This is a genomic window from Arsenicicoccus piscis (genome assembly GCF_022568835.1).
GTDB classification, from domain to species: domain Bacteria; phylum Actinomycetota; class Actinomycetes; order Actinomycetales; family Dermatophilaceae; genus Arsenicicoccus; species Arsenicicoccus piscis.
Genome location: NZ_JAKZHV010000003.1, coordinates 258359 through 273209, shown reverse-complemented (window position 1 = coordinate 273209; position 14851 = coordinate 258359). Strand labels below are relative to the sequence as shown.

The window sequence follows — 14851 nt, the reverse complement described above, 5'->3', positions numbered from 1 at the left end:
GTGCCCCGGTGTCACCGGCCGCCGCCCTCCTCAAAGCGGGCCAGGGTTTCGCGTCGTTGTTTGGCGCGGTCGACGATTGGTTCGGGGTAAACGTGCGGGCAGCCGTCGAGGATCGCCCACGGTTCGTGCACCGCGGCACCGGGCACGTGCCTCAGTTCGGGGATGTACCGGCGCACGTAATCCCCGTTCGGGTCAAAGCGTTTGCCCTGGGCGACCGGGTTGAAGAAGCGGAAGTACGGCGCGGCGTCCGTGCCGGTGCCGGCGCACCACTGCCACCCGTGGTTGTTCGAAGCGATGTCGCCGTCACGCAGGTGAGCCAGGAAGTGGCGTGCCCCGGCGGGCCACCATACGTGCAGGTCTTTGACCAGGAAGGACGCGGTGACCATGCGGACTCGGTAGTGCATCCACCCTTCGGTCAGCAGCTGTCGCATGCCCGCGTCCACGAGGGGGAACCGGGTGCGGCCCGCCCACCACGCCTCGACCAGGACCGCGGTGTCACCGGTCAGGTCGTCGTACTGCATCCCCGGCAACGGCCGGTAGTCGCTCCCCGCGGACGCCGGGTGGTGCCACTGGACATCGGCGTAGAACTCCCGCCAGCACAACTCTGTGATGTAGCGCTCGGCGCCGGCACTGTGGGCGGCCTCGTGGCGTGCGATGTCGAACAGCATCGTGCGCGGATGGATTGTCCCGTACTTCAGGCCCGTCGACATATGGGAGGCGCCCGGCCGGTCCGGACGATTCCGCGCGGTGCCGTAGGAGGCCAGCATCAAACGTGGTCCGCCCTCGAGGAAGCCGGCCCAGCGGTGCAGTGCAGCCGACTCCGAGCACTCCGGCACGGGGACCTCGGTCGCCGGCGGCGTCGGCAGGGCGTCGCTGCGTGGGCCGGTGAACCATGTCGGCTGTGCCCCGTGCGCCGGGGCCGGCCACCCGTGGTCTCGCCAGGACCGGGAGAACGGGGTGAAGACCCGATAGGGGCCGGCCTTGGTCGACAAGGTGCCCGGGCCGATGGCGTACGGAGATCCGGTGGCGATGAGGCGCGCCCCGGCCGCCGACAACGACGCGGCGACGGCGTCGTCACGTCGGCGTCCGTACGGGGTCGTCTCCGTGCTGATGTGCACCTCGTCGGCACGAACCTCGCGCACGAGCTCGGCCACCACGCTTGTCGGTTCGCCGTTGCGCAGCAGCCGAGGGTCGAGCACGAACAACGGCACCACGTCAGCGTTTTCGCCGGCACGTATCAATGCCGGGAGATCGCGCAGCCGAAGATCTCGCCAGAACCACATGACTCGCACTGGCATACCGTCACGTTAGGTGTCTGGGCGCCCTGCTCTGGCTCTGTCGGGAGGCGCGTGGTCGGGTCCGTGCGAGTCGTTGCGGAGCTTGTGCCCTGGGCCTGCGATTGTCAGAGGACCCCGGACGTGCGGAGACTGTCCTATGGATGACCGTTTCCAATACCTGCTGCTCATGGGCGGTTGCGTCCTGATCACGTTGCCCCTGGAGTGGGTGCTCGGCGCCCGGGTCTACCGACGTCCGGTGGCGCTGCTCGCCGCCCTAACACCGGTCGTCATCGTCTTCGTTGTCTGGGACGTCGTCGGCATCATCCGCCAGCACTGGTCGTACAACCCGCAATTCGTGACCGGATGGCGGATCGGCCTGATGCCGGTGGAGGAGCTGGTCTTCTTCATCGTCATCCCGATCTGCGGTCTGCTGACCTACGAGGCTGTGGGCTCGGTCGGTCGCCGGCTCGCCCGACGCCGGGAGCGACGCCCACATGCCTGAATACACCGTGCTGTCAATCCTCAGCGTCGGCGTCGTGCTGGTGCTGGACCGGCGGATCCTGCGGACCCGAGTCACCTCCCGACGACAGTTCTGGTCGGCCATGGCGATCGTCGCGTTCTTCCAATGCCTCGTCGACGGCTGGTTGACGAAGCTGACCGCCCCGATCGTCGAATACTCCCCGTCCCACATGCTCGGCCTTCGAGCACCATGGGACATCCCGGTGGAGGACTTCGCCTTCGGATTTTCCATGGTGACCGCCACGATTGTGCTCTGGGTGCACCTGACGGCACCCGCTGACCCTCGGCAGGACGAAAGGACGTCGGACCGTGGCTGACCACATCGATGTGACACGCGCTTTCGATGCGGGGGCGGGCCGCTACGACGTCCTGGTCGCCTCGAACCCCGGCTATCACGCGAGCCTGGCCGCGGCCGCGCGGCAGCTGGCCAACCGGCTGCGCGGCCTGGGCGCCGGCCCCGACGTCATCGACCTCGGATGCGGGACCGGCGCGTCGACCAAGGCGCTGGTGCAGGCTTTGGGGCCGGGGATCGGCACGATCACCGGCATTGACGCCTCCCAGGGCATGCTCGATCGGGCGGTGTCCAAGACCTGGCCGGCGGGGGTGCGGTTCCGGCAGGGGCGAGCACAGGACCTGCCTGCGCTGACCGGTGCCACCCAGGAGGTCGACGGAGTGTTCATGGCCTACCTGCTGCGAAATGTGCCTGACAGTGAGCGGGATTCGCTGCTGCGCAGTGTGTTCGATCAGCTGCGCCCGGGCGGGTGGTGCGTGCTGCATGAGTACTCGGTGGCCGGTCGTCCCGCCGCGATCGCGATCTGGGGCATCGTGTGTTGGCTGGTCGTCATCCCGTTGGGGACTCTGACCGGAGGCGGTTTCGGGTTGTACCGCTACCTCTGGCGCAGCGTGCTGGACTTCGACACCCTGGACACCGTTACCTGGCGGCTGCACCAGGCCCGCTTCGTCGAGGTGCAGATCTACCCGACGCGGGGGTGGACCCGCGGGGTGCTGCACACCGTCGTCGCCCGGCGGCCTCGATGAGTCGGCCGTGGCGGCCCGGCCGGGATCACGCCGCCCGCCGCCTGCCCGGCAGCCCGGGTCACTGGAGTGATGAGGCGCCCCGGCGTGTGATCGTGGTCGGTGGCGGCATCGCGGGCTTGGCCGCCGCGTGCGGACTCGCCGAGCGCGGGGTGCAGGTCACCATTGTCGAGCGTGAGCACCAGCTCGGCGGTCGTGTCCGGTCCTGGCCCATCGACGGCGCGCGGACGATGAGCCGCGGCTTCCACGCGTTCTTCCGCCAGTACTACAACCTCAGGTCCTTGCTGCGACGGACCGACCCCGGGCTGCACCGGCTCCGGGCTGTCGCCGACTACCCCCTCGTGCACGCGGACGGCACCGTGGACTCCTTCTCCAAGATTGCGGCGACTCCGCCGTGGAGCATCATCGACTTCGTCCGGCGCAGCCCGTCCTTCCCCCTCACCGCGTTGACGGCGGTCGACCTGCGTGCCGCGTTGGATCTCGTTGATTGTGACTTTCCGCAGACCTGGTCCCGGTATGACGGGCAGAGCGCCGCCGGCTACCTTGACCGGCTCAATTTCCCGCCCGGCGCCAGGCACCTGGCTCTGGAGGTGTTCTCTCGGTCGTTCTTCGCCCACCCCGACGACTTCGCCGCCGGTGAACTGGTGGCGATGTTCCACACGTACTTCACCGGGTCCGCCGAAGGCCTGCTGTTCGACGTGCCGATCGACGACTACGACAGGACCCTGTGGGCGCCGCTGGGGTCCTACCTGAGCGGGTTGGGCGTCACGATCAGGACCGGTGAGTCAGTGACCGGGATCGACGTCGAGGGACCGGTCACCATCCACCTCGATCACGGGCAGGACCTCGTCGGTGACGCCGTGGTCCTGGCTGCCGACCCGGCCACGACCCGCCGATTGGTCACCACCACCCCGGCCGCCGACACCCCGTGGGCACAGCGCGTCGACCGTTTGCGCACCTCCCCACCGTTCGCCGTGCTCCGGCTGTGGTGCGATCAGCCGGTTCACCCCGACCGGCCCGCCTTCACCGGGACCGGCGGTTTCCAGGTCCTGGACAACGTCACCGTCCTCGAGCGGTTCGAAGCCGGGGCGGCCAGGTGGGCCGCCGACCACGGCGGGTCGGTGCTTGAGCTTCACGCCTACGCCTTGGACAGCGCGCGCCGCCCCGAGGCGGGCGACCCCGACAACGTGGCGGCGCTGCTGCGTCGCGATCTCGAACAGGTTTTTCCCGAGACGTCGTCGATGACGGTGCTCGACCGCGAGCTCATCATCGCAGCCGACTGCCCGTTGATCGACCCGTCGCCGTGGCGGGACCGGCCCGGTGTCCGCACCCCCGACCGACGGATCGTCCTGGCCGGGGATTGGGTGCGCTGTGAGCTGCCGGTCGCCCTCATGGAGCGGGCCGCGACGACCGGCTTCATGGCTGCGAACGAACTGTTGAGCCAGTGGGGGCTGGCCGGTCACGACCTGTGGACGGTGCCGCTGACGGGCGTCCTGCCCCGCCTCAGAAATCGGCTGAGCGTCGGATGAGATACCGGCGCTGCGCGTAGGCCAGGTCGTCGTCCCACAGACGACGCGCCACCTGCCGCATCCCAGCGGCGATGAGCGGCGCTGCCGGCCGGGACGCCTGGAATCCGCGGCGCGGCGAATACGCGATCGTCGCCTCGGTCATCATGGTCCGCGGCAGCCCGTCGTGGGCCGTTCCCAGCGCCGTGGCGTGGGTCTCGACGACGCTGCCGGTGCCTTCGCCGTCGGTGATATGCATGGCGATCGTCCGCGCGTCGGGGCAGGAGAACTCCGCGACGACCGGCACACCGAAGCGATGCCCGAGCCGGAAGGTTACCTCGGTCACCAGCCGGTCGGGGGTGCTGGCCGCTTCGTCGACCCGCAGGTGGCTGAAGGCCTGCGGGTGCAGCCAGGACCCGTGCCAGGGGTCGAGCCGGTTGGCCACGATGTCCTGGGGCTCGCACACGGCGGGCCGAGCCACCACAGCGATCACCGACCTGTCCAGGGGCGGCCGTGCCGCCACCACCGGGGCCGAGGTCGTCACCTCGCCGGGCGTCGGCAGGTTCACCCAGACCAGCACCCCGTCGTCGTAGGCCGGGATCGGTTGCCAGCCCAACCCCCGATGGGGCAGCGCGAGCCCGTGCCAGCGGCACAGGATCTGATCCCCGGCGACCGGGCAGTGCTGCAGCGCGGCACCCATGTGCGGACAGGCGCCCGGGCCCGCGCGCAGCGCGCCGGCGCCGTCGCGCCACACGGTGATCTCCCGCCCGGAGATGACGCGCAGCTCACTACGAGCTCGGCCGATGTCGGTGCTGGCGCCGATGACGTGCCAGCCGCCGGGATCGCGTTGCTGGCTTCGGCGCAGCGCCTCCTCGATCCGGGGGATCATCGCCTCACGCCACGTCGACTCCAGTTGCTGTGGCGGGGGCTGGTGACTGACTCGTAGCGGGGAGTCGATGTCGGGTAGGGCGCTGCGGGCCAGCCTCGTCGTGACCAGCGCGGTCTTTCGGGCACCGGGGACTCGAACGCGGCGGGTGAACACGTCGTAGTCGGCGTCTTCGATCTCCACGAGGATCCGTCGATACATGGCGATCGCGGCACCGACGCAGCGGGCGGCGTCCGGCGGCAGCATCGCCACTCCGGTCTCGGCGTCGGCGTAGAGGGCGCGGTTGCGCTGAATCTGTTTGGCGAGGAAGGCTTTCCATTGCGGCGTAACGGACCGAGCCCAGGGGTCAACGCCGAACGCGGCGAGCTCGTCAGCCGGCAGGTACAACCGGCCGCGGTCGAGGTCCTCACCGACGTCCCGCAGGAAATTGGTCAGCTGGAAAGCAAGCCCGAGGTTGCGCGCCGGGTGCAGCGCCTGCGGTGTCAGCGGCCGCAGGACGGGCAGCATCATCTCCCCGATGACCGCGGCCGATCCCTCCATGTACTCATCGCGCAGATGCTCCCAGGAGTCCCACGTCGTCTGAGTCAGGTCCAGCGTCATCGCCGCGAAGAAGCGATCAAAGCAGGCCAGCGGAATGCCGGTCACATCAACCGTGTTCGCGGCGGCCGCCAGGACCGGGTCGGTGGCGTCCTGCCCCCGCACATGCTCCATGAACCGTTCGTGGAAGTCACGTAAAGCCGTGGCGGCGTCGATGCCCGGCGTCGGCGGGTTGTCCACGATGTCGTCGGCCAGACGACACAAGGCGTAGACGGCGTAGACGTGAGGACGCTTGGCACTGTCCAGTAGCTGCGTACCCCAGAAGTAGGTGGTGGCATGCTGACGTGTGATCGCTCGAGCCCGCCGATAACCTTGGGCCAGAACATCATTCGACGCGGTTTCAGCGGTCATGACAGGTAGCCTCCGACGCGTTGGGCGGCGAGCTTGCCGCTGATGAGCACCATCGGCACCCCGACGCCAGGGACCGTTGAGGAGCCGGCGAAGAACAGCCCGGGGGCCGACGGGGTGTGGTTGGCGGGCCGGAACGGACCCGACTGGGTGAAGGTGTGGGCCAGCGCGAAAGGGGTGCCGTATTCGAGGCCGAGGTCTCGCCACGTCTCCGGCGTGTCCAGGGACTCGGTGACGATGTCGGTCGGATACCCGGCCTGGTCGAGGAAGGCCAAGAGCCCCTCGCGCATGACGTCAGTGTGTCGCTCCCAATCGATGGTGCCGACCTGCAGGTTCGGCACCGGCTCCAGAACGTACAGGCTCGATGACCCTTGCGGGGCGACCGAGGGATCGGTCAGTGACGGGACGCTGACCAGTCGCGACGGGTCACGCATCAGCGTGCCGTGCCGCAGCAGGTCGTCGAACGACTCATCCCAGGCCTGACCGAAGTGGATGTTGTGATGGTGCGCCTGCCGCGGGACTCCGCGCACCCCGACGTGCCAGACCACCGCCGACGGGGAGAACAGTCCGTGCGTCAACGCCCGTGGCGGCTGGGCGTCTGGCAGAAGGATGCGGTAGGCCTCAGGTAGGTCCATCGTGCACACCACGGCATCGGCCATGAGCTGGCGGTCGTCGTCGATCCGGACACCAGCCACCCGGCCGTCGCTGCGGCGCACCAACCCGGTGACGGTCTGTCCGTAATGGAACGATGCGCCCGCCGCAGCCGCGGCGTCGGCGAGTGCTGCCGGGACGGCCGTCATCCCGCCCGCCGGCGCCCAGACGCCCTCGATGCTGTCCATGTAGGTGATGACGGCGTAGATGGCCAGCGCATCGGAGGGGGCCAACCCGGCGTACATGGCCTGGAAAGAGAACAACCGGTGCAGCCGGTCGTCGGAGAACCACCGCCTGACCTGGGTACCCAACCGTGAGAACCCTCGCAGACGAACAAGATTCGCCATGGCGGCCGGGTGCCGGGCCAACCCGATCACCGAGTCGTAGTTCACATCGACGAAGTTCGGCATCTCGGTGCGGTACAACGCAGCGAGCCAGTCGACGAAGTCGTCGAAGGACGCCGCGTCTGCGGGGCCGCACTCGCGCGCGATCTCCTCGCGCATGGCGTCGCGACCGTGGCGGACCATCAGCTGCGACCCGTCCGCGAAGACGGCACGGTAGGCCGGGTCAAGCCGGGTCAGCGTCAGCGCCTCAGCGACGCTGCTGCCCACGGCGCGCAGCGGCTCGTCGATCAGATCCGGCATCGTCAGGACGGTGGCGCCGGTGTCGAAGCTGAAGCCGTCGATGCGGGCGTGGGCGCACCTGCCCCCAGGATGGGCCTCCCGTTCGATCACTGTGACCTGGTGTCCGGCCTTGGTCAGATGGCAGGCAGCTGCTAACCCGGACAGCCCGGCCCCGATGACGATGACCCGACTCATGCCTGCCGCCACGCGATGACACCCGCCATGTCGACCAGACCCCGATGGGCGTCACCCGGCAACGGGACGGCGTCCAGCTTGGCCAACGCCTGATCGACGTGCTCGGCGATCTGGTTCTCCGCCCACGCACGAACCCCGATGTCGTCGAATCTGACCAGCAATTCGTCACGGTCGGCCTGGGTGGACTCAGGGGAACCGACGAGACGAAGCAGATCAGCCGGGGTGCCGGTCAGGTTCTCGGTGGCGTACTCCCACAGCACCGTCGGCTTGCGTTGCGCCAAGTCGATGCCGACCGGCTTACCGGTCAGCATAGGGTCACCCCACAGCCCCAGGACATCGTCTCGCAGGGCGAACGCCAGCCCCAGTTGATGGCCGTACGAAGCCAGCGCGCGGTGGACCTCCTCGGACGCGCCGGCGGCGGTTGCGCCAAGCTGCAGGGGCCGGGCGATCGTGTACGCCCCGGATTTGATGGCCGCGATCCGGGCGGCCCGTCGGGCGTCCAGATCGGTGCTGGCAGATGCGCAGATATCCTCGCGCTGACCGGCGATCAGCTCGATGGTCAGGTCCTGCCAGACGGCGCGCAGCGCCGGCGGCAGCGTGGCCGCAAGGTGCTCGCTGACATGGTGGGCGAGGTCGCCGAGCAGGATGGCGATGCTCAGACCGTATTGATCCGACGAACCGACTCCTGAGTTCTGTCGGTGCCGGCGACCGGCCAGAGCGTGGACGCTGGGCTCACCGCGGCGCAGATCCGACTCATCCATGATGTCGTCATGGATCAGCGCGAAGCAGTGCAACGTCTCCAACGCGGCCGCCGCTGACACCATGTCGCCGGCGCCCCGGGTGCCTGCACGACCGCCGCCGGCCACAAACCCCCAGTGGCACATGCTGGGACGGATCCGCTTGCCGTGACCGATCACCAGACGACCCAGCCAGGACGGCAGGTCCTCCCCCTGCAAGATCGGGTCGCTGTGCCCGGCCAGGACCGCGCTCCAGGTCTGCTCGACCTGCGCGCAAGCCTCACGCAACTGGTCGTCGACCGCGCTCAAGGTGTCAGCCAGCATCGGCACGCCCACCTTGGGATCCCACGATGCCGTCACCGACCGGAGGTCCCCCAAGGAGGCCACCTGGGCGGCACACCACGGGCTGAGCAGCCTGGGTGTGGAGGCAGCGATCGTCGCCAACTCCTCCCAGGTGACCCACGTCGTCTCCATCACCTCGTCGGGGTCCACCGTCACGGTCCCATTGATCTGCCCGATGAAGACCGGACAGATCTCGTTCTCGACGACCCCACTGGCGTCGATGGCGCGATACCGGAAGTCCGGCAGCAGGGGACGCAGCCCGGTCACGTCGACGCCGAGCTCTTCAGGGACTCGACGATGAATGGCCTCGACCGCCGATTCCCCGGGGCGAAGGTGCCCACAACACGAATTCGTCCACACCCCAGGCCAGGTCGCCTTCGACAGGGCTCGACGCGTCAGCAGTACGCGCCCGTCGCCGTCGATCAAATAGACCGAGAACGCCAGGTGCAGCGGTGTTGTCGTGGTGTGCACGCCGGCGCGCGGGGCGGTCCCGACGGGTTGCGCGAAGTCGTCGACCAGGACCACGACGTCCGCCGTATCGCAGATGATGGCACTCCCGTCGTGCTGTACGGATCCCTGCGTCATGGTCGGCGACTCGTCTCTGCTGCACATGGACAGCACGTCCTCAATACCGTTGTCGGTCAGCACATTCAGCACCCAGCGACACTCACTCAAGCGGGTCATCGGAATGACGTCGATCCGCTGCAAGGCGCACAAGCAATCGCGCGCTACCCTTGTCGAAGGATTGTCTAAACCCTAGACTGGCGTGCGACAACGGTCAAGAGACGCCGCGAAGCCTTGGCGTGAGACGCCAGCTCGGTCAGGGGTCAGACATGTTCACGATCAGCAAAGCCGCTCAGATGACCGGCATCCCGGCAGCTACTCTGCGCGCCTGGGAGAAGCGGTACGGCATGATCCTGACGACCCGGACCCCCAAGGGCTACCGGCTCTACAGCCCCGCCGCGATCGACATCCTGCGTCGCATGGCGCATCTGCTCGACACGGGCTGGAGCCCGTCGAACGCGGCCGCGTCCCTCGAATCGGAGATCCTGGCATTGCACCACCGAGGCACGGACCGCCCGTCGGTCGAGGACCTGCTCGAGGCGGCCCGTGGGATGGACGTGATGACCGTCGAACGCTGCCTTGACCACGCGCTGCGCCCCAGCAGTCTGGAGGACAGCATCGACTCCTGGCTGATGCCTGCGGTGCTTCGCATCGGGGACGAATGCAAGGACGGCACGATCGGGGTCGCCGCAGCGAATCTCGTCTCGACCGGGGTGCGGCAACGCCTGGCAGCGGCCTACATCGACGCTTCTCCGATTGACCCCATCGGTGAGCTCGTGCTCGGCCTGCCTTCAGGCTGTTTCCACGAGATGGGCCTGCTGTCGTTCGCGGTACTCGCGCGCCGCGCGGGGTTTACGACGACTTATCTGGGCGCCGACACCCCGCCGGCGTCCTACGTCGATGCCGCCCTGTCACGGCGCCCGATGTGGGTCATCATCGCCATGCCGACCGAAGCCGACATAGACCCCGTGGCCACCACTGTCGCCGAGCTCCAACTGGCGGTACCCGACACGCCCATCGGTGTCGGCGGTCACTACCAGGACCGGGCCCCCGCCGGGGCGACCCGGCTCGGACACAACATCCTGGCGGCGGTCCGTCGCCTCCGGCCCGCGCAGGCTCGACGTCGTGACCGCTCGCCTCGCCGTTGACCTGGACGTCGCCGTGGGCGTCCCGCAGGCCCTGGCGCTCCTGGCCGACCCTGAATTCATTCGGTGGCGAGGGCAATTCACGCCCGGTCTGAGCGAACGACTGATCTCCCACTGCCTGGACCGGTCCACCCTCATCATCCGCAACCGCAGCGTCCTACCGGCGGCATGGCTGCCGGCGGTCGTCCAGTCCGCACTCATCAGCTCGCCGGTGCGCATCGACCGCGTCGAAACCTGGGATCTTGACAAGGCCGCCGGCACCCAATCGGTGCAGCTGCACCTCGCCCCGGGTCGCGCCTGGGGCGACGCCGCTTTGACACCGACCGGTCCACGGACGAGCACGCTGAGCTACACCATCACCGTCGTCGCGGACGTGCCGATCCTCGCTGGGGCCATCGAACGATCCGTCACCGGCCACCTCGGCCCGGCCTTGCAACACCAAGCCCAGGCCTTGTCGGCCTACCGGACGCCGTGATCGACGACCCCGCAGCAAGGTCGGCACAGCCGGCTCGAGCCGCCGTCAACACCGGATCCGCCCTGCTGCTCGTCGCGCTCCTCGCGCTGATCGGTTCTTTCGTCTACGGCATCCGGCAACCCGGCGCAACCTTCGTGTGGGGCACCAACATGATCAGCGACCTAGGGGATGGGTCCTGCCGCACCTGGAACGAGCGATGGGTTTGCTCACCGGGATGGCTCGTCTTCAACATGGGATGCATCGTGGCCGGGTCGGCCACCATCACCGCCGCCTGGACCCTCCGTGATGGCTGGGGACGCCGTTTGGCCGGGGGGGTGGCCGTCCTCGGACTCGGACTGATCCTTCTCGGCGTCACCCCGAACAACCTCAACCACCCGCTGCACATGATGGCCGCTGTCGTCGCGCTGCCCGTCCCAGCGCTGGGGCTGCTGATCACCGGCATCCGCCCGCGGACGCACGCCGAACAACGTGGCCGATGGCCCCGCGTCATCCTGACCAGCGGGTGCCTCGTGCTATGCGCCGAACATCTTGTCCCAGGCGGTGAGGTCATCGCCTACGGTCCCGCCGAGATGATGGCCGTGCTCCTGCTGCTGCTCGCCCTAGCCTGCGACATCGCCGTCTTGCACGCCATGGTCACGGCCACACTGCCCCGGTCCACGGGCCGCGACCGCGCCGGCTGATCACCCCAAGCGGCGAAACTGTGGCCATGTTCGGGCCCAGCCTCGGCGTGGGGTGTCGCAGATGGCCATCATCACCGGCGATCGCCCGGACATCGCAGGCGGCGCCGAGACCGGCTGGCAACTGACGAACCAATCCGTCATCGTTCGCGCAATCGGCCCCACCAGCACCACGCGCTGCGAGGCCGGCGGACCGAGGGACCACAACGCGTTGTGCCCTGAATAGACGCGGACCCCTTTGCCACGCAGGTAGTAGTCGACGGCTCCGGCGACCGGGTAGGAGTCGGTGACCACCGTCGTCTCCGATCCCCGAGCAAGGTCGACAATCTGCGCGGTATCGGCCCACCCGAGCTGGTCGGACACCATCGGGTTGACCCGGGAAACCAATCGCGTCACCACCGCCGATGTCGGGAGCACGGGGAGACAGATCATGACCGAGGCAACGCCGTTGGCCACCACCCGGGCCCGGGTACGACGGGGACGCCACGGCTTCGCGCCCTGCTGCCACGCACGATCCAGGAGCACCCACCCCACCCATAGGCCCGGCAGTGCTGCTCCGGCTGGGTAGTACAGCTGGGAGGGAATGACGACGGTCCACACGAGCATCACGATCACGACGAGACTGACCAGACGCATCTCCTCATTACCTGGACGCGACCACGGTTGCACCAATCCCGTGCGCCAGACGGCGAACAACCCGGGCCCGACCAGCACCACCAGCATGGGTAGCACCAAAAGCCGGACCGATGCCGCATGTTCGCCGGCCAAAGTCCTGGCGACCACGGACATCGGGAACCCATGAACCGCCTGGGCCAGCAGTTGCGGGCCCCCAATGAGGCCCACCACCGCCGCCCCGGACAACGCCCACCTGTTCATGAGGGCCCGCGGGCTGATCAGGACCGCAGCGATGGCGACGGCGGCGAGCAGGACCAGGACCAAGAGCTTGTTCCAGCACGAGACACCCGCCACAGCACCGACCGCGACCCACCAGGTCGGACTCTCCCGTAGCGCCCGCAAAGACAGGACGATGACCACCTGCCAGGCCAACAGGTCGAGGGTGGCCGTCACGAAAACGTGGCCGATCAGAAGCGGATATACTGTGAAGGCACTGGACCAGGCTGCCAGTCGCTGACTTCGCGACGAGCCTCCCAACGTCTGCGCACCCCACGCGCCAACGACCGCCCCGAGCGACGCCGACACGGCGGCCGGGATGCGTTGCACCCACAACTGATCGCTGGCGTGGGCCGCCAGCCCGGATAGCCACACAGTCAGCGGCGGCTGATCCTCATACCACCACTGCGCCGGCAGCATCCGGAAATACAGCTCGTCGCCGTGAGGTCCCCACCAGGGGGAGGCGAGCAACAGCACGACGAGCACCATCGCCGCGGGCAACCAGGAAACTCGCAGGAGGCCGCGGGCCTCCCCTGCTCGCGGGCACCCCGTCATCCACGAACCGCCCGCTCGACGAAGGAGACCGCCGCACCCGTGCCGTCCTCGTCGCGGACCTGGGCCCCGAGCCGGCCAGCGCAGGTTGCCATCTGGGACGTCAGCGCCTGCTGTAGCGCCCGCAACAGGGATAGTCTCGTCAGCACCGGCCGCGGGAGTGGCCGCGGCGCCGCCCCAAGCACGTGCAGACGATGACCCCAGTAGAATTGGTCAGCGACATGCGGCACGACCACCGACGGCACGCCGGCCCGTACGACCGCAGCCGTCGTGCCGGAACCGCCGTGATGCACGGCAGCGCGGACCCGCGGGAACAGATCTTGGTGCGGCTCATGTCCGATCAGCATCACCGACTCAGAGCTCGACAACCTGGCACCGGGGATCTGCAGCACCGCTTTGACCCCGAGCCGTGAGCACACCCAGTCCACCATCTCTGCCAAGCGCTCCTGGCTGGCTTGGGGCATCGACCCGAAACCGACGTACAGCCAGTCGTGCCCATCTGCCATCGTTGCCGCCACGGGGGCGGTGACCGTCCGGCGATCCGCATCGACCCACCAGCCGGTGACAGCCGCATCGCTCCCCTGCCACGCCACTACGGTGGGACTAACGGCAAGCATCGTGCCGGCCGTGTTAGTCGTGAAGCCGACCCGGCGACGCGGCACCACGTGAAGCCGGCCCCGCTCCCACCACCCGTCCATTCCGGCCAGCAGAGGCTCGATGAACGACTGGGCGCGCCGTCCGACCCGACGCCCCGCCCCAGGGAGTACCCAACTGTAGGGCAGCAGTGGCAGCGTCCCGGTGGCACCTGAGCCTTCCGGCCACAAGTGTGCGCGCACCACTGGCACCGACCGTCTCAACGCCTCGTCGGCAGCCGCCATCGCGAACGTTGATGCCACCAGCACGTCCGCCCCGGGCAGTACGGCCGTCGCCGGTGCGGCGCACGCCTCGAGGAAGGCCGCGAAGAGGTCGCGGCTGCGGTTGAGCCCTCGCAAGTCACCGCGACGCAGAGCCTGCGCAGCGGGGCCCTGCAGAAGCTCGTCCGGGTCACTGTGGACGGGAACCTCGACGACGCCGTCCGAGACCTCACCGATGAACCGTGCGTGGGTGACCAGGACGGCCTCGTGGCCATCGCGGACGAGACGCCTCGCCAACGCCCTGAACGGGACCGCGTCGCCGCGGCTGCCGACCGCGACCAGGACTACCCTCACACGCGTCGCCGATTCCAGGTGCCGGACCCAGGGATCTCGCATCGACGACTCACGGCCATGGGCATCTTGACACTGTTCCACATCAGCGGCCCTGAGACTTCCTGAACAGCCCCGGGATGGCCGGAGACTCCGGTGTCACGACCCCGGAGACGGCTCACCAGTGGGTCCCCAGGCGCAAGTCGCTGACGGGCAACGGTTCGGGCTTCCCAATCCCCAGCGTGGGATCGCGTAGGGAATCGTCGATGAGCCGGTTGATGCGCTTGAGGTTCTGCCGGTCTGCGGCCAGCCAGTAGGTGTAGTCCGCCCACCCGATCGGGGTGAAGGCGAGCCTCATTGCATCAGGTCGTGCTCGGCGCGCTTCCCGGCTCGGGCCTGCTGCAGGCTCTCGAGCAGGTGCCGTGCGTTCGCGGGGACCCGCAGCAGGTGTGCGGTCTCCTCCAGAGCGTCATAGTCGGCGCGGGACATGAGGACCGCGTCGCCGTTGCGGGACGTGATATCGACGGGTGCGCGGTCCTCATTGACCTGCTGGATCAGCCGGAACAGGTTCTTGCGTGCTTTGCTGACCGTGACGGCCATGAGCCCTCCTCAACGGATCTAGCGCCTTCGCGGTCGCCCTCGACGATA

15 protein-coding genes are annotated in these 14851 nt (G+C 68.5%); 7 read left to right on the top strand and 8 right to left on the bottom strand.

The genetic code is table 11. From position 1 onward, the window contains the following. Nucleotides 1–11: 11 nt before the first annotated feature. Nucleotides 12–1283 carry a cryptochrome/photolyase family protein gene (locus tag MM440_RS07140; protein WP_338155625.1) on the bottom strand — a complete coding sequence of 424 codons (1272 nt, stop codon included), beginning with the start codon at nucleotides 1281–1283 and terminating at the stop codon, nucleotides 12–14. Between the two features lie 151 nt (nucleotides 1284–1434). Between MM440_RS07140 and MM440_RS07135 the strand changes: the two genes are divergently transcribed. From MM440_RS07135 to MM440_RS07120, 4 genes are all read left to right on the top strand, one after another. Then, nucleotides 1435–1779 carry a lycopene cyclase domain-containing protein gene (locus MM440_RS07135; protein ID WP_241443628.1) on the top strand — a complete coding sequence of 115 codons (345 nt, stop codon included), beginning with the start codon at nucleotides 1435–1437 and terminating at the stop codon, nucleotides 1777–1779. After that, the gene (locus tag MM440_RS07130) at nucleotides 1772–2113 is read left to right on the top strand and encodes a lycopene cyclase domain-containing protein (protein WP_241443627.1); all 342 of its coding nucleotides are present in this window, start codon (nucleotides 1772–1774) and stop codon (nucleotides 2111–2113) included. The genes MM440_RS07135 and MM440_RS07130 overlap by 8 nt, the downstream gene beginning before the upstream one ends. Continuing rightward, nucleotides 2106–2834, top strand: coding sequence for a class I SAM-dependent methyltransferase (locus MM440_RS07125; RefSeq protein ID WP_241443626.1), 729 nt, complete (start codon nucleotides 2106–2108; stop codon nucleotides 2832–2834). The genes MM440_RS07130 and MM440_RS07125 overlap by 8 nt, the downstream gene beginning before the upstream one ends. A gap of 86 nt (nucleotides 2835–2920) precedes the next feature. Then, on the top strand, nucleotides 2921–4360 hold the full coding sequence (locus tag MM440_RS07120) for an FAD-dependent oxidoreductase (protein ID WP_338155617.1): 1440 nt from the start codon (nucleotides 2921–2923) through the stop codon (nucleotides 4358–4360). Here the strand turns inward: MM440_RS07120 and MM440_RS07115 are convergent. Genes MM440_RS07115 through idi form a run of 3 tightly spaced genes read right to left on the bottom strand, consistent with a single transcriptional unit; the run spans nucleotide 4335 to nucleotide 9423 of the window. After that, nucleotides 4335–6170, bottom strand: a complete 1836-nt coding sequence (locus tag MM440_RS07115; protein ID WP_241443624.1) for a DUF5914 domain-containing protein — start codon at nucleotides 6168–6170, stop codon at nucleotides 4335–4337. The two genes, MM440_RS07120 and MM440_RS07115, sit on opposite strands and share 26 nt — an antisense overlap. Continuing rightward, nucleotides 6167–7648, bottom strand: coding sequence for a phytoene desaturase family protein (locus tag MM440_RS07110; protein WP_241443623.1), 1482 nt, complete (start codon nucleotides 7646–7648; stop codon nucleotides 6167–6169). The genes MM440_RS07115 and MM440_RS07110 overlap by 4 nt, the downstream gene beginning before the upstream one ends. Continuing rightward, entirely contained in the window at nucleotides 7633–9423 is a 1791-nt protein-coding gene (idi, locus tag MM440_RS17280; protein ID WP_338155616.1) for an isopentenyl-diphosphate Delta-isomerase, read from the bottom strand. Before idi ends, MM440_RS07110 begins: the two co-directional genes overlap by 16 nt. Before the next feature lie 125 nt (nucleotides 9424–9548). Here idi and MM440_RS07095 point away from each other — a divergent pair, with 125 nt between their 5' ends. From MM440_RS07095 to MM440_RS07085, 3 genes are read left to right on the top strand one after another with little or no spacing between them, the layout of a single operon-like run. Beyond that, the gene (locus tag MM440_RS07095) at nucleotides 9549–10427 is read left to right on the top strand and encodes a MerR family transcriptional regulator (RefSeq protein ID WP_241443622.1); all 879 of its coding nucleotides are present in this window, start codon (nucleotides 9549–9551) and stop codon (nucleotides 10425–10427) included. Then, complete coding sequence (locus MM440_RS07090; protein ID WP_241443621.1) at nucleotides 10405–10899, top strand: DUF2505 domain-containing protein; 495 nt, start codon at nucleotides 10405–10407, stop codon at nucleotides 10897–10899. The genes MM440_RS07095 and MM440_RS07090 overlap by 23 nt, the downstream gene beginning before the upstream one ends. Further along, nucleotides 10896–11579 (top strand): hypothetical protein, encoded by a 684-nt coding sequence (locus tag MM440_RS07085; protein WP_241443620.1) that lies wholly within the window; start codon nucleotides 10896–10898, stop codon nucleotides 11577–11579. The genes MM440_RS07090 and MM440_RS07085 overlap by 4 nt, the downstream gene beginning before the upstream one ends. Here MM440_RS07085 and MM440_RS07080 read toward each other — a convergent pair whose 3' ends face one another. From MM440_RS07080 to MM440_RS07065, 4 genes are all read right to left on the bottom strand, one after another. Further along, the gene (locus MM440_RS07080; protein WP_241443619.1) at nucleotides 11580–12956 is read right to left on the bottom strand and encodes an ArnT family glycosyltransferase; all 1377 of its coding nucleotides are present in this window, start codon (nucleotides 12954–12956) and stop codon (nucleotides 11580–11582) included. A gap of 62 nt (nucleotides 12957–13018) precedes the next feature. After that, nucleotides 13019–14227 (bottom strand): glycosyltransferase, encoded by a 1209-nt coding sequence (locus MM440_RS07075; protein WP_241443618.1) that lies wholly within the window; start codon nucleotides 14225–14227, stop codon nucleotides 13019–13021. A gap of 154 nt (nucleotides 14228–14381) precedes the next feature. Beyond that, on the bottom strand, nucleotides 14382–14561 hold the full coding sequence (locus MM440_RS07070; RefSeq protein WP_241443617.1) for a type II toxin-antitoxin system YoeB family toxin: 180 nt from the start codon (nucleotides 14559–14561) through the stop codon (nucleotides 14382–14384). After that, the gene (locus tag MM440_RS07065; RefSeq protein ID WP_241443616.1) at nucleotides 14558–14803 is read right to left on the bottom strand and encodes a type II toxin-antitoxin system Phd/YefM family antitoxin; all 246 of its coding nucleotides are present in this window, start codon (nucleotides 14801–14803) and stop codon (nucleotides 14558–14560) included. The genes MM440_RS07070 and MM440_RS07065 overlap by 4 nt, the downstream gene beginning before the upstream one ends. Nucleotides 14804–14851: the final 48 nt, after the last annotated feature.